Origin of the sequence: Neglectibacter timonensis (assembly GCF_900048895.1) — a bacterium.
Taxonomy (GTDB): Bacteria; Bacillota; Clostridia; order Oscillospirales; family Acutalibacteraceae; genus Acutalibacter; species Acutalibacter timonensis.
Genome location: NZ_LT160640.1, coordinates 246,906 through 260,357 on the forward strand (window position 1 = coordinate 246,906; position 13,452 = coordinate 260,357).

At 47.2% G+C, this 13,452-nt stretch carries 16 protein-coding genes; 3 read left to right on the forward strand and 13 right to left on the reverse strand.

Annotated elements, in window-relative coordinates; all coding sequences use genetic code 11:
* Positions 1 to 55: 55 nt before the first annotated feature.
* From BN3911_RS10045 to BN3911_RS10075, 7 genes are all read right to left on the reverse strand, one after another.
* Positions 56 to 571, reverse strand: a complete 516-nt coding sequence (locus tag BN3911_RS10045; protein WP_066864977.1) for a terminase small subunit — start codon at positions 569 to 571, stop codon at positions 56 to 58.
* Positions 568 to 885, reverse strand: coding sequence for a hypothetical protein (locus BN3911_RS10050; RefSeq protein WP_066864980.1), 318 nt, complete (start codon positions 883 to 885; stop codon positions 568 to 570). Before BN3911_RS10050 ends, BN3911_RS10045 begins: the two co-directional genes overlap by 4 nt.
* Positions 886 to 917: 32 nt before the next feature.
* Entirely contained in the window at positions 918 to 1,526 is a 609-nt protein-coding gene (locus tag BN3911_RS10055) for a hypothetical protein (RefSeq protein WP_066864983.1), read from the reverse strand.
* On the reverse strand, positions 1,516 to 1,902 hold the full coding sequence (locus BN3911_RS10060) for a hypothetical protein (protein ID WP_066864986.1): 387 nt from the start codon (positions 1,900 to 1,902) through the stop codon (positions 1,516 to 1,518). The genes BN3911_RS10055 and BN3911_RS10060 overlap by 11 nt, the downstream gene beginning before the upstream one ends.
* Positions 1,899 to 2,531 carry a helix-turn-helix domain-containing protein gene (locus BN3911_RS10065; RefSeq protein WP_066864988.1) on the reverse strand — a complete coding sequence of 211 codons (633 nt, stop codon included), beginning with the start codon at positions 2,529 to 2,531 and terminating at the stop codon, positions 1,899 to 1,901. The genes BN3911_RS10060 and BN3911_RS10065 overlap by 4 nt, the downstream gene beginning before the upstream one ends.
* Positions 2,532 to 2,716: 185 nt before the next feature.
* On the reverse strand, positions 2,717 to 2,911 hold the full coding sequence (locus tag BN3911_RS10070; protein ID WP_066864991.1) for a helix-turn-helix domain-containing protein: 195 nt from the start codon (positions 2,909 to 2,911) through the stop codon (positions 2,717 to 2,719).
* A 4-nt stretch (positions 2,912 to 2,915) separates the two neighbouring features.
* Entirely contained in the window at positions 2,916 to 5,297 is a 2,382-nt protein-coding gene (locus BN3911_RS10075) for a virulence-associated E family protein (protein ID WP_066864993.1), read from the reverse strand.
* Between the two features lie 528 nt (positions 5,298 to 5,825).
* On the opposite strand from BN3911_RS10075, the gene BN3911_RS10080 reads away from it, so the two are divergent.
* Positions 5,826 to 6,194 (forward strand): hypothetical protein, encoded by a 369-nt coding sequence (locus BN3911_RS10080; RefSeq protein ID WP_066864996.1) that lies wholly within the window; start codon positions 5,826 to 5,828, stop codon positions 6,192 to 6,194.
* A gap of 128 nt (positions 6,195 to 6,322) precedes the next feature.
* Here the strand turns inward: BN3911_RS10080 and BN3911_RS10085 are convergent, their stop codons facing one another.
* Both BN3911_RS10085 and BN3911_RS10090 read right to left on the reverse strand, forming a co-directional pair.
* The gene (locus BN3911_RS10085; protein WP_066864999.1) at positions 6,323 to 7,900 is read right to left on the reverse strand and encodes a right-handed parallel beta-helix repeat-containing protein; all 1,578 of its coding nucleotides are present in this window, start codon (positions 7,898 to 7,900) and stop codon (positions 6,323 to 6,325) included.
* A 55-nt stretch (positions 7,901 to 7,955) separates the two neighbouring features.
* On the reverse strand, positions 7,956 to 8,234 hold the full coding sequence (locus BN3911_RS10090; protein ID WP_066865002.1) for a helix-turn-helix domain-containing protein: 279 nt from the start codon (positions 8,232 to 8,234) through the stop codon (positions 7,956 to 7,958).
* 156 nt (positions 8,235 to 8,390) lie between these two features.
* On the opposite strand from BN3911_RS10090, the gene BN3911_RS10095 reads away from it, so the two are divergent.
* A complete protein-coding gene (locus BN3911_RS10095; protein WP_066865005.1) occupies positions 8,391 to 8,870 on the forward strand; it encodes an SHOCT domain-containing protein in 480 nt (159 codons plus the stop codon).
* Between the two features lie 28 nt (positions 8,871 to 8,898).
* Positions 8,899 to 9,642, forward strand: a complete 744-nt coding sequence (locus tag BN3911_RS10100) for an HNH endonuclease (RefSeq protein WP_066865008.1) — start codon at positions 8,899 to 8,901, stop codon at positions 9,640 to 9,642.
* Here BN3911_RS10100 and BN3911_RS17695 read toward each other — a convergent pair.
* From BN3911_RS17695 to BN3911_RS10120, 4 genes are all read right to left on the reverse strand, one after another.
* Positions 9,639 to 9,773, reverse strand: a complete 135-nt coding sequence (locus tag BN3911_RS17695; RefSeq protein WP_256366518.1) for a hypothetical protein — start codon at positions 9,771 to 9,773, stop codon at positions 9,639 to 9,641. The genes BN3911_RS10100 and BN3911_RS17695 overlap by 4 nt on opposite strands.
* A gap of 313 nt (positions 9,774 to 10,086) precedes the next feature.
* Positions 10,087 to 10,590 (reverse strand): hypothetical protein, encoded by a 504-nt coding sequence (locus BN3911_RS10105; protein WP_066865010.1) that lies wholly within the window; start codon positions 10,588 to 10,590, stop codon positions 10,087 to 10,089.
* Between the two features lie 348 nt (positions 10,591 to 10,938).
* The gene (locus BN3911_RS10115; RefSeq protein ID WP_066865013.1) at positions 10,939 to 12,396 is read right to left on the reverse strand and encodes an MBOAT family O-acyltransferase; all 1,458 of its coding nucleotides are present in this window, start codon (positions 12,394 to 12,396) and stop codon (positions 10,939 to 10,941) included.
* Between the two features lie 37 nt (positions 12,397 to 12,433).
* Entirely contained in the window at positions 12,434 to 13,441 is a 1,008-nt protein-coding gene (locus tag BN3911_RS10120) for a hypothetical protein (protein WP_066865016.1), read from the reverse strand.
* Positions 13,442 to 13,452: the final 11 nt, after the last annotated feature.

The window sequence follows — 13,452 nt, forward strand, 5'->3', positions numbered from 1 at the left end:
AGTAGGTTTATACTCCAAAAGAAAGAAAACTTGATGTGGGAGACCGTAGGCTTGTTTATGGTTGCCAATCTCCATTGAGTTCTGGAATATCATCAAAATTTGCGCTTTTACCACAAGCGTCAATCATTTCAAAAAGATTATTTTGCGTCTCTGTATTTGCTTTATGGTCTGTTAGCCCTGTATATTTGGCGAGGAATTCCAACGCTTTCAATTTATCGTGTAGCTTGACTTCCGTGCCGTTCTTTGTAATCTTGATACTGGAAACGGCACCTTGCTTTTCGGGTGGAAGTTCTTTTAGGCGAAGTTCCCCGTCTATGACTTCAACATAATCAAAAATGTTGGAAAATCCAAGTGCCGCCATTTCCCACAGTACTCGTTCGGCGGAAATTCGTAGTCCCGCAGAGATTTCCGCCTTGCGCCGCCTTACTTCTGCCTGAATCTCAGGAATAGAGAGCAGGTGAACCCCCTGCGAATTCGCACGTTTTGAGGAATACCCCGCAGCAATAGCCGCCCGTGTAGCGTTGAAGTCTATGATGTATTCGTCAATAAATCGTTCCTGTTTCTCGGTCATTTGTTCACCGCCTTTCTGAACTCTTGAATTGCCGTAGCTTGCAATCTCATTAACCAACGATAGGAGTAAAACATTATTTCTGCCGTTTTCTCAACGGTATGCCCCTCAATGAAACGCAAGTACAGGACAGTCCTATATGGCTCGGCAAGAGAATCAACCACCGCGTTGATGTTATCTCGCGCAGCAAGTAATTCTTTTGCTTGGCGGGCGAGTACCTCGCAATACTCGCCCGCCGCATTGTACTTTTTATAAAAACTGATTTTCTCATACCGCAGGTCTGCCCTCAAGGAGAGTAATTTGTAGCTATTGAGCATATTGCGGGCTTCTTTTTCTGTTATCATGGTATTTAATCAAATAGATTGACCGCATGGGAATCATAGTGAGGGTCACGCCAGCCCTCACCGAAAAACAAACGGTCAAAGGCATGCAGATTTCGCGGCGCGGTAAAATTACGCAAACCGCAAAGCCGCTCCGACAGGTAATTCTCTGTCCAGTTGAGTGCTGCCTGCAATGCTTCGTAATCGCATTTTTCAGGTAAGGCAAAATGCACACCATTTTTCTTGCTGATAGTCTGCAAGGCTTTTACCGCTTGGTAATTTGGCATGAATTGGTCGGCGAGGTTGCGTAATTCTCCCTCGCTAATATCCTCGCCCCTCACCTGAAGCGCAGTCAGCAAACTAAGCTGTTCACTCGTCGGTGGAGTAGAAAGCATTTTGTCAAGCCCATTTCGCTTTTCGGTAATCACTGAGGAAACGAGTTCTCTAAGTTCCTCTACGCGGGAAATTACATATTCCCTAAAAGCAGCGTCACGCTCACGTCGCTTTTCGTTGACATAGGATTCAACATAAAGTTCGGACAAACGAGCAATCGTTTTATCGTTTTTCCGCTCCTCGTCAGCCGCCAGAACTTCCTTATAAGCCTTCTGTGCCTCAGCCCTCAGTTCTTCAAATGTCATTTTCAATACCTGCCTTTCTTAAAACATTCTGTTGTGCTTTGACCTCTTGCGGAGAATCAAGACTTTTTGATACAAACCACCCGATACCCTCACAACAATCATAAATGCGCGCCTTCGGGTGGAGAAATACTCCTTCGGCAAACTGCGTGTCAATTCCCATATCAGCCAAAGACGCACGCAGTAATGTGTTCATTTCAGCGTTCATCTGTGCTTCATCTGCTGTAATGCGAGCCAGTTCGTCACGGAGTGCCGCAAAGATTGCGGTATCAGTACATTCGCCGCGCTGTGCTACAAGCTGCTCAATTACACGGCTACGTGCTCTATTGAATCCGACCGCCTTTTGATGGCGGAGTCTATATATTTCTCGAACGGTCATATCATCATTCTCCTTCTTTCTGCACGATTTTTCAGCTTTTGGCATACTTCCAGTAAACGCTCAGAATCCACGCACATACCGAATTGCCGCAATACCGGCCATGCAATATCAACCTCGCCGGATTCATATTTAGCAATCATGGGAGTGGAGATTCCGCTCATATCAGATAGCTGCTTGCGGGATTTTGATATAAACCGGCGTTCACATTGCAGCAGTGCGCCAATATTGCGGTACATAGTCGGTTCAATAAGCTGGCTGTCCTGCCGGTCTATCATGTAGTCGATTGCCTCGTCTTTGAGGTGGAAGGCATAACGCCGAAAAGCAAACCGCAAAGTATCAAGGGGAATATTATACACATCTGTAATCGCAAGCAGGGTTTCATAAGACGGAGTATTTTTGTCTGCTTCAATCGCTTTAACAGTATCACGGCTGATATGGAGAGCTGCCGCAAATGACGTTTGAGATACACCGCGCCGCTGCCGAAATCTTGTCATAAACTCCCCAAAGGTTTTGGGTTCCAGTTTTTCAAGGGAATCCTCTAACTTGCCGAGCGCAGTTAGCGTATCGTGTTCATTTCCAACCAAAACATATTGCTTTAGTGTACTGTCATAGTAGGTTACTCGCTGCATTTTCTCACTTCCTTTCCAACAGACACTTTTGCTCAAAGTAGGAGCGGGGAACACGACCGGCTACCGTGATATAGCCTTTTCGTTTTAACTCGTCATTGAGTGTCTTGATGATTTTATAGGCTTTCCCCATTGAACAGTCGAGGCGGGTCATTACCTCGTCCACACGAACAACATCGGACATTCCCTCACCTCGATTCAATTTCGCCTGCTGGAACGCCCAAGGCTGCGGCGATTGCCGCACCTGTTTTCGGTGTGCAGGACTTTCCTGCCTTAACTTGGCAGATTGTGGAGACCGAAAGTCGGCTCAACTCCGCCAAGCGGCCAATCGTCATATCACGCTCGGCCATTAGGACAATCAGTTTAATTCTGTCGATTCTCATGGTGTTACCTCTCTTTCCTTATAAATCCGCGCTGTCTGCCGTAAAGAGCGCCGCAATTTGTAGCTGTTGTCATACTCCATTCGGGGAGACTTTTCAGCAGTCCGGTAATCTCTCTTGCGTGCTGTGTGGTGTAGTTTTTCGGGTCGCCTTTGAAAAGCTCCTGCCAGATTTCAAGCGCACATACGCGGGTCCGACGCATTGTGCCTTTCTGCTCTGGACCAAATCCGCCGCTCCAGAACATAAGCCGCCTGTCAAGGTCCCAAGTATCCCAACCAGCAGGCAGTAGCGTTTCAATAAAGTTCTCAATCAGACCAAGTTTGCCGTTTGTCTCCGTATGCTCCGACTGAACCTTTCTGGCGATTTCTTCAACCTCGTTGTCGAGATACCATGTTTCCCCGTTGTCATAATAGGTAACGACCTCAGCCCAGATTTGGTCCACGATTTCGGGTGTCAGCTTGTCCCCATTAACGCAACCCGCTTTCGTAACGGTTACGGGCCAGAAACGACGGGCGCCTGTGGGGTCTCGTAAGAACTCATCGTCATTTGTTGTACCGAAGAACGCACATTGCCGAGGGTGTGATTGCGTCCGTCGAGCATAGGCCGCACGGTATGTATCTTCCTGTTTTGAAACGAACTGCTTAATTTGTTCAATTTCAGCTTTGCGGGTTGCCGCCATTTCCGCAAGCTCTATAATCCAGTTTCCTTGTAACTGCTCGTAAGCGTCCTTGCCGGTCATGGTATAGAGCGAATCAGAAAACCACTGTTTACCGAGTTTTGCCAAAGTGGTGGATTTACGGCACCCCTGCGGTCCAACAAGAACGAGCATGTGGTCATGCTTGCAGCCGGGGCGGAGGATTCGTGCCACAGCGCCAATAAGGGCCTTCCGTGTAACGGCGCGGGTATATCTGGAATCCTCTGCACCGAGGTAGTCAATGAACAGCATTTCCGCACGCGGTTGACCGTCCCACTCAAGGGAGCGTAGATAATCACGGACAGGGTGAATTTTATTGCTGTCAATGGCAAGGTCTACGGCATCTCGCACCTTCGGGGCGCTGTCGATTTTATAATCGCGTTCCAGTAACCATCGCAATCCTGCGTCATCGGTATCAAGCCATGAAGCAGATACCCTATGGGAAGAAGTGTCCCAAGGAAGGGCGCCGCACACAATAGGCCGAGCTCTGAACTCGTCATAGTAGTACCGGCCTTTTAAGCGTGGGTCGTGTGTCAGAATTAGGAACACATTATCTACAGTTGCCGCAGGCTTTCCGGTTCTCGGGTTGATTTCAAGCGCCTGCACCCATTCTGTATTCTCTGCGTCATCAAAAACTGCGACTACTGAGCTTAACTGCTCTGCCTTTAGTTCCTGCTGCACGGCGGGAACAGACAGAGCCTTATCGCACATACTTTTATAGGAAGGGAGCTTTGTTGCCGGGGTGTTGGGGGCTGTGTTTTCGTCCTCGTCACCGAATAGGTGAATGCGAACAAGGTCAAAAGCATTACAGAGCTTGCCGCAAGTCGGGTCTGTGCTGTGGTGGCTGAATGCGAATTTACCGTTATCGTAGACAACCAGACCGCCTGATGTAGAGCCGCCAAGGTAGGTATAGCGTCCGTCGCTGCATTTGCTGTACTTATCAGGTAAAAATTCGTCAATCGCATCGTCTATCGAAAACACTTTACAAAATGCTCCGACAATGCCGCCCTTTTCAGTAGGGTCGCTCTGCCTGTCAGCCAGTCGGCGGGGTTCGTTCGCCTTGCGGCTTGACACGGGCCATTGTGTGGGGTCGTGCCAATCGGCATAGCGAGAAAGCTGTTCGTCCGCGTCAAGCCAAGGAGCGTCCTCAACTTCATAGCGAAACTCCGCATCCGTTGCGGCACTGGCCCAATACATCAATCTGTGCGGCTGATAAGTCGTATCGTCGCACATATCAATCCCGATGTCCTCTGCAATTTTGCGGGCAATTGCCCCATATTCATCAGGCGATACAGGTCGAGACAACGGTAGCACAAGGCGCAGTCTAGGACTCCGCGGCGTATGACTGTGTGTGCTGTAAAGAACTGCAGCACAGCCGAGGGCAAGAGTAACAGTAGGCCAAGGGTCCGTATCTTGCGGAACATTGTCAAGGTCGAGTGTGATTAGTTGCCGCTCACATACGGAATCCGCTTTTCTGCGGTTTGTTCTTAAGCTACCGCCTACAAAGCCGCCGACATCTTTAATTCGGTCCCGCTCATCTTTCGGCATCCGCTCATACTCTGCTTGCGTTTCCTGTGTCCTCGTGACATTGGAGAGCTTAGCGGCAAGGTCGGACCACAGTATTCTTTTGTTTTTCCAATTCGTACACCGACGAGAGCTCCCTGTCGCTATCGTCAGTAGTCCGTCATACTGCATATGGTCAACCTCACTTTCAAATACACTATATATTGTGGTTATCTGTATTATATCGCGTATATATTGTACTGTAAATGTGAACTTTAGTGGCTTACAGGACATAAAGAAGCGGCGATTGGCAAGGTTTTACTCATAAAAGACAAAAGAGTGTCACCCGGCGGCAAAGATAGGTAGATAATGAGCAAATCTTTGCAAGAATTTATCAAAAAATGTATTTTCAAAAACGAACCCCCGCATAAAGCGGAGGCTGGGCGCAGCGGTTTCAGCGGATTTTCACATAGGTTAAACATTTTATAAAATAAGGAATATGATACCCAACTGGGGTATTATATTCTTTGATTTCTTGCGATTTATAAAACACTATAAAAAGCGCTGCAACCGCTGCAAATGCGTTGGAAGGCTTGATAACAAAGGCTTTTTCATGCAGCGGGTTGCAGCAGCAAAATGGGGAGAACCGCTGCTACTGCTGCAATCGCATTTACAAGTTAGCAGCGGTTCGATATAATAATTCCGGTAGGGGGTGAAAAGGTGAAAGTAAAATATATCGGTGTCAGCCTTGAAGATTTACCGATGGGGGCAGTTCGGGAAGTCCTTTCAATCGAGGGAGACTTTTATCGCATTATGACCGAGCCTGATGAAACCCACCTTTTCCCGCCAGAATTGTTTGATGTCATTGACGAAAGCAGCACCATGGATATGGCGAAGTATGTGGGGTTGCTTGATAGGCAGGTAACCGTAATATGTAAAGACGGTATCAAAGTAACCGGCGTATGGATTGACTGGACCAGTGAACAGGATAACGAGCCGGACCCGGAATCGATAACCCTAAGTTGCGCCGACAGCAGCTTAATTGAGATTTATGTCTGTGAAATCCGAGAAATCGGCGCAAGCCCATAATTGACCGTATCGGGTTTTATATAGTAGGCCCTTAGGTTTTACCCTCGGAGTTGGTTATTGTGTGATACGGGAGACCGTGGAGTCCCACAGCAAGAAAACCGGCCTGCATAGCAGACCGGTTTTCGCATTTATAGCATTTTTTCAATAATGTTAGCGGCAACCTTTACTGTAATATAGCTGTTTAGGTCAATCTCTGTTCCGTCAGCAATCCACCCGTTTGAAACGCAGATATTTACATAGTCCCTTGCCCAATGGTGCTCGATATTTTGGAATGAACTTGCCCCGCTTTTCAAATCGGAGAATCGGCTGAGTATGGCGCACAGTTCTCCACGTGTCAAGTATGCGTCAGGGCGGTAATGCTCGTCATACCCCAAAACGATTTTTGCCTTTGCTAATGCTGCAATCGCCGTATCGTCTTTGACATCAATAAATATGTTCTCGTTGCTGGCATAATGTTTCTGACTCTCCGCGCTCATAAGGTTATAGAGAATATGTGCGACCTGTCGGCGGGTAATATTCTCATTTGGAACGGCGTCGCAATAGCCACTCAAATATAAAGTTTTGGCCTTATCAAGAGTTGGCTTAATCGGCTTATTCACGGCAGTAGTATGATGACCGCCAGAGGACGAAGGGCGAACGGTCGGGCGCTCCGGTTCAGGTTCGGGCGTAGGAGTTGGCGTTGGGTCAACAGCGGGCGGGTCTGGTTCCTTGGCGGGCAAGTCCGACTCCATTAGAAACACAAGGCTTCCGACTCCCTCAAAGGAGGTATCAAAGAGTTTTTTACCTTTACGGCTATCGGAGCTGTCGCTATGCCAACCGCTCGTCGATTCAGGAAACGCATACTCCTCGTTATACGAAACAGTAATCGGATTTGACGCAAAAATATCTGCGGCCGCCTCAATAGAGGTGTTTTGATATATAAGGGTGTCGATTGTTCGCATAGTGCCGGTACTATATATTCCACCGCCGATATTTGCAGAATTATTTGTGAAAGTGCACTCTATAAGTTCGGAACTGCCAACATTATAAAGAGCACCGCCCTGTCCTGAAGTATTATCGGTAAAAGTGCATTTGTAGGCATACATTTGTCCTGCATTATATATGGCACCGCCGCATAGTTCAGAATCAACACTTGTACCGTTTTGGGCAAAGGTGCAGTTCTGTAATTGCAGAGTTTTTGTATTTCTAATGGCACCACCGTTGTCTTTCGACTGTCCATCAGAGAAACTGCATTTAGTAAAGACTGCTTCTGCGTCATTGGTAATATGAGTACCTGAATTGTCCTCAAAGGAGCAGTTTTCAAACATTGCCGTTCCGGTTGTTATTACAACGGCGCTATCAGTACAATTTGTGAATGCAGTATTTGAAATAAGGCAACTTCCGCTGATTATGGCTAATGGGCTTTCGGTATCTATGTCCGCACCACTGACTATTAAGTTCTTGATTTCCCCTTGCTCGATTTGAAGCAAAGCACCGTCCGCAAAGTCCGCTGACCGGGTCAATGTGATAGTAACATCATTGTTCCCCAGATTGCCGGTTACACTAATTGTACCCGTAATCTCGACAGTAGTAGCGCCATTTTCCATAGCGGCAACGAGTTCATCGAATGTCGCAGCGGTTGGAATGCCTTCCTCAGCGGCGGCAAATGTTGTAAGCCCCATCATTAGGACAAGGGCAAGTAGTATTGCTGTTAAACGCTTTTTCATAGGTTCCACCTCTTTCATAGAAATAGGAGAGCGCTACCACGACAGCAGCACTCTCCTAAACACTTCTCAGTCGGTCCGCAAGGTCTGTCAGCATTGCCACATCTTTTGCGGAAAGGTCCGAAACATTGATAGTATGTAGTGATTCGACGCCAAGCAGGAAGTCGGTGGAAACGGAAAATATTTTGGCAAGCTCAACCAGAAAGTGCGGGGACGGCATGGACAGTCCCTGCTCCCATGTATTAACGCCATTTCTTGAAATGTTCAGCCTTCTTGCTAATTCCGCCTGTGTCCAACCTCGTGCTTCACGCAGTTGCTTGATAGTTTCTGCTGTCATGTATGCTTCCTCCAATTAAAATTATAGTACGCATACATGGTATGTCATTATCAAGGAAGGCTGGAAATAGCTTGACACGGGTGGCTCTAATAATTGACACAAATCGCCCTACACGGTATAATTACAACATAGAATTTATAGAATCGAGGTGTAACGATGTATTACGCAAATCATGCCGCTTTTGATAAAAAGGCTCAAAAGATACTCAAAACTGCTATGCGTTATAAAGTCATCAAGAACGAAGATGAAGTAAATAGTATTCTCTGTTCTAACCTTTCTGCAGATACAAATAACTGTGCCCTGTGTACCAATGAGGCAGTTATCCTTGGCCGGCGTAAACTTGGTACGCTGTACTTCGCTGATGTCTATAACTACTCGTCTATTACGAGCGCTACCTATCTAAAAGGAGAGTTGTCTCTGGTTCTCGGTGGCGGTCAAACAGTTGACCTTAAAATTGCAGCTGAACCCGATGATTTTAGTGCATTTGTGAATTATATTCTCAGCAAAAACCATTCATCGATTTCAAGTGGCGTATCACCAGCGGATGAAATAAGAAAGTATAAAGAGTTGCTGGATATGGGAGCAATCACAGATTCCGAGTTTGATGCAAAAAAGAAAGAACTATTAGGTTTATAATGGCATTATAATTCGGAGACTTTGAACTATGGGCGAACGTGTAACATGGAGCCGAGAGGACATTATCGTTGCCTATGCGCTATACTGTATAACACCGCTGAACGATATGCGCCCCTCAAATAAGTTGATACAGCAGGTCGCTGATGGATTTTCCCACTCTGTCAGCTCTCTTGTTATGCGTATGAAAAACTTTGCGGCTATTGACCCTAATTCAAAGGTCAAGGGCGCAACTCATGCTGCGAAAGCGGACCGATTGATTTTCGACGAATTCAAAAATGATTGGGGCACGCTCAGCGTACAAGCCGAATCTTTAACCGGGCTCGCATTATTCGACGCAAACCCAATAAATGGCGCAAAGCCCCTATCCTCGCTAACAGATAAAAACAGAGTGAGCCGAGAGCGTCACTTCTTCCGAGCATCTGTTTTTGCGTCTTATGAAAACGCCTGCTGTATCTCCGGCATGACCTTGCCGGCCATGCTTGTTGCAAGTCATATCAAACCGTTCCGGAGTTGCCGCACGACCTCAGAGAGAACCGACCCCACAAATGGACTGCTGCTCAATACCTTTTATGATAAAGCGTTTGACGGTGGGCTAATTACGGTAACGCCAGATTATAAAATCCATGTGTCAACGCAGGTGCGAGAGCAGGAGGACAGCTTTACAAAGCGATGGCTCATTGACCTTGAAGGTGAGACAATTATTTTGCCTGAAAGGTTTTATCCCAATAAAGAGGCATTGGCATACCATAACGATGTGATATTTAGGGGTTAATCCTTTTTCTCCTGTGTTGCCTTTAGGATTTCATCTTTGTGCTTGTAAAAAGACTCTAACAGCCGGTCAATCATTACCTGTTCGCGAGCCTTCGCTGTGGAGTGCAGCATTTCTTCTCTGGATTCTGACATATTCTTCACCGCCTTTCTTTCGATGCGATGCTGAAACGACGCTTATACCACTTTACCACGAAAATAAAGCGTAAAATAGATACAGCATATAGAATAAAAATAATACAAAGCTGCTGAATACAGTATGGATAAGATTTCAGTAGCGGAGTGGGAATGATGAAGTGGTCTGAACAAACCCTGTAACCATGCGGGATTGAGAGGTTATCGCTCTGCTTGTGGCAACGTTTTGGCAACACTAATGTATTATCCATAAATAAAAGAGCTAACTGATTTAAGTGTCAGTTAGCTCTTTTTTGTTTTGTATGGCAGTTACTTATTTCTTTTTCCACTTGGGATGTTCGTACCAGGCTTCCCCGCTGTATTCGTCCCATTCAACAATAGAATTTGAAAAAGTAAAAGTTAAATAGTAGTTACCTGTTCCACCATCTATATTAAAACAAGTACGATATTCCTCGCCATCAACTTTATGTAGCTCTTCCATACCATTAACATAACAATAGCTGCTGGTTGATTCTATTAAAATTTCGATATATTCATCTGGCTTGGCTAAGGTGGCTTCAACTGATTCAATTAAATTCTGATTAGAATCGTACACCTTATATGCGCCAAACTGCAATTTCTCAATGTTTACATTATCAAAAGTCATTATAGCATGTTTAACGCACATATCTTTGGAGTTATTATTCTGAGAATTTGTAGTCATGGCGTTGATGCAAGAAACCGTCCAAATCATTTTGCCATCTATTAGTTTAATTTCTTTTATTTCAGCATCGTGAAACTGAAAGCAATCCAATTCATTTGTTGCAGTAAATGTCATGCATTCTACTCCTTTTCGTTTAGCGTGTCTACAAGGTAGTCGCTCAATTCTTGCGAAGGAACTTTCGCCCACCTTTGAGTTGTATCAAACTCAGGATATTTATAACGCCATTTGTCATATTCTTCTTTTGTGATTTCTCCAGCATCAAGTTTCGCAGCCTGTTCCAGCCAAGCGGAAAGCATCTCCAACGTTCCTACATATGTGAAAATTACAGCACAGTGGAGGGATTGTGATCCGATGGTTTTTGTCGCAGCTTCCCGTCCAAGAAAGGAGCATATAAGCAAAGGAGCAAAGAAGAAGGCTCCGGGAACTCAAGCGGAGGGGGAGTGGGGAGTGGGGAGTGGGAGGTCAGAACTGGAAATAGACAAAATCCTGAGGGTCGTAGCCGTCGCCGTAAGAGCCGAAAAGGAGCATGACGGCGATCAGGATGAAATAGACGGCGTAGCGCAGGACGAGGGTGTTGTTCAGTTTCTGAGGGAGTTTCCTGTTGTGGATAAACCAGTCGGCGGCAAGCAGGGCGAGAACGCATAAGAGCATGAGGACCAGGGTGGGGAAGGAAACGCCGAAAGCGGCCAGGCTGCCGTGAATGCCGGACAGAGGAATACGGAAGATGGCGCCGTAGATCTGCATGGCGTCAGACAGGGAATTGGCCCGGAACAATACCCAGGCAAGGCAGGTGAGACAGAAGGTGACAAGGATCCGGAACACTTTGTATCCCTTGTTCTCATCGGAAATGTGAAGCAGGGAGAGAAGCTTCTTCCTGGCCGGCTGAAGCAGGTCGGAAAGGACCTGGTAGAGTCCGTTGAGAAGGCCCCATGCCACAAAGGTGAGGGCGGCGCCGTGCCAAAGGCCGCTGACGGCGAACACAATCATAATATTGAGTCGGTGCCGCCATTTGGAACAGCGGCTGCCCCCAAGGGGAAAGTAAAGGTAATCCTTAAACCAGCTGGACAGGGAAATGTGCCAGCGCCGCCAGAAGTCCTTGATGGATACGGCAAAGTAGGGACAGTTGAAGTTCTGCATCAGGTCAAAGCCCAGCATTTTTGCGGAGCCCCGTGCAATGTCGGAATAGGCGGAGAAGTCACAGTAAATCTGAAAGGCAAAGGCGGCAGTGGCAACCAGGAACTCCGCCCCAGTGTGCTCTTTGGGCGAGTTGTAAACCTGGTTGACGATGACGGCCAGGTTGTCGGCGACCACGACCTTTTTGAAAAGCCCCCACAGAGCGGGAAGAATCCCCTCTTTGATGTTGTCGAAACGGAAGGGGTGGTATTCCTTGAGCTGGTGCAGGATATTCCCGGAACGCTCAATGGGTCCGGCGACAAGCTGGGGGAAAAAGGAGACAAACAGCGCGTAATCAATAAAGCTTTTTTCAGCTTCAATATCTTTCCGGTACACGTCGATGGTATAGCCGAGCGCCTGGAAGGTATAGAAGGAGATGCCTACCGGAAGAAGCACATCCAGGAAGGGGATGTCCATCTGGAGTCCGGCGAAGGAAAGGGCCCGGGTGACCACGTTGGAAGCGAAATTGTAGTATTTAAAGAAAAATAGGATGGCAAGGTTCAGCAGGAGGCTGAGAACCAGCCAGAACCGCCGTTTGCCCCACACGGAGCGTTGCACAAACAGGCTGCAAAAATAGGTGACGGCGGTAGAAAACAGCATGAGTAGAGCGTATTTGGGATTCCAGCACATGTAGAAATAATAGCTTGCTGCAAGCAGCTGGAGATTCCGGAATCTGCCGGGAAGCAAATAATAGACGATAATATTCAGCACCAGGAAGATGAGGTAGGAAAGCGAATTGAAATTCAAACAAAACCGCCCTTTCGTGTAATCTGCGTGAACCGGCTCACGATGGGGTATCCGCCGCGCCGCTGAGCTTGACGGGGCCGCTGTCCGCCTTGTCCTTCAGGGCGGAAAAATGACGGATGCGCTCCTGCCAGAGCGCCGCGTCAGCGTCTGCAGAAGGAGTGAGGCCGAATTCTTTCAGTTCGGAAGCCAAATATGCGGAGAACTTGCAGGCTCCTCTGTAATTGAAATGCAAAGTATCAAAAAAATCGGTGGAAAGATCGAGGTTCAGGGAATCGAAAGCATCGTTATAATTCCTAAACTCCACACCCAGACCTTCAAAATCAGTTCTGAGCTTCGCGGTGAGTTCGGCGCTTGGCCGGGAAGTGTTGGGAGTCAGATAGAAAATGGGAAGAATGTCCCGTTCTTTGCAAAAAGCGGCTATTTTTTCAGCGTATTTCAAATTGCGGGAATAGAGATCTTCCTGGAGTTCAAAAGGCCTGTCCTTTATGGTTTCGATGGGTTTGGCAGCATCCAGAAAGGTATATCCCGCCAAAGGGTCGGGATCGTAGCCCAGGATGCCCCTGGAAAAATCGTCCCAGGTCATTCTGTCCCAGCGGTCGTGGTAAGCATACAGGGGAAATAACAGGCCGGCCCGTTCGTCTTCACTTGCTTCGGTAAAAGTAGGGGCCAACCGGTTGATGCTCCACGGCATATAGGTGAGGTTGATTTTGACAGATTTGGAATGGCTGGAAAAGAACATGCCGGTGGCCTCGATAAATACCACTTTTGGAGACTGTGTGGAACAGGCCTGCCGCAAATACCAGTAAGTCAGTGGAATGGTCTGTTCCGGGCCGGCCATTACATAGGAGGTGAGCCCGGTATCCTCATAGATTACAGAGGGGATGATATCGCAATAAGCCAGAGAAGACCCGAAAAACATGAAATCAACCGAATGCTTCTTTTCCTTTTCATACATTCCCCAGGTAGCGCCGTAATCGAGACGTTCGGGGAGCAGCACAGAAGAAAACCCGGCACAGAAAAGAATCAGTGCCGTCAACAAACACAAAAGTGCAGTGA

What these genes read in the sequence shown, in the direction of transcription:
- BN3911_RS10060 (WP_066864986.1), bottom strand. Translation starts at nt 1,902, where the DNA reads ATGACCGTTCGAGAAATATATAGACTCCGCCATCAAAAGGCGGTCGGA.
- BN3911_RS10050 (WP_066864980.1), bottom strand. Translation starts at nt 885, where the DNA reads ATGCTCAATAGCTACAAATTACTCTCCTTGAGGGCAGACCTGCGGTAT.
- BN3911_RS10075 (WP_066864993.1), bottom strand. Translation starts at nt 5,297, where the DNA reads ATGCAGTATGACGGACTACTGACGATAGCGACAGGGAGCTCTCGTCGG.
- BN3911_RS10045 (WP_066864977.1), bottom strand. Translation starts at nt 571, where the DNA reads ATGACCGAGAAACAGGAACGATTTATTGACGAATACATCATAGACTTC.
- BN3911_RS10065 (WP_066864988.1), bottom strand. Translation starts at nt 2,531, where the DNA reads ATGCAGCGAGTAACCTACTATGACAGTACACTAAAGCAATATGTTTTG.
- BN3911_RS10105 (WP_066865010.1), bottom strand. Translation starts at nt 10,590, where the DNA reads ATGACATTTACTGCAACAAATGAATTGGATTGCTTTCAGTTTCACGAT.
- BN3911_RS10055 (WP_066864983.1), bottom strand. Translation starts at nt 1,526, where the DNA reads ATGACATTTGAAGAACTGAGGGCTGAGGCACAGAAGGCTTATAAGGAA.
- BN3911_RS10095 (WP_066865005.1), top strand. Translation starts at nt 8,391, where the DNA reads ATGTATTACGCAAATCATGCCGCTTTTGATAAAAAGGCTCAAAAGATA.
- BN3911_RS17695 (WP_256366518.1), bottom strand. Translation starts at nt 9,773, where the DNA reads ATGTCAGAATCCAGAGAAGAAATGCTGCACTCCACAGCGAAGGCTCGC.
- BN3911_RS10070 (WP_066864991.1), bottom strand. Translation starts at nt 2,911, where the DNA reads ATGAGAATCGACAGAATTAAACTGATTGTCCTAATGGCCGAGCGTGAT.
- BN3911_RS10085 (WP_066864999.1), bottom strand. Translation starts at nt 7,900, where the DNA reads ATGAAAAAGCGTTTAACAGCAATACTACTTGCCCTTGTCCTAATGATG.
- BN3911_RS10090 (WP_066865002.1), bottom strand. Translation starts at nt 8,234, where the DNA reads ATGACAGCAGAAACTATCAAGCAACTGCGTGAAGCACGAGGTTGGACA.
- BN3911_RS10100 (WP_066865008.1), top strand. Translation starts at nt 8,899, where the DNA reads ATGGGCGAACGTGTAACATGGAGCCGAGAGGACATTATCGTTGCCTAT.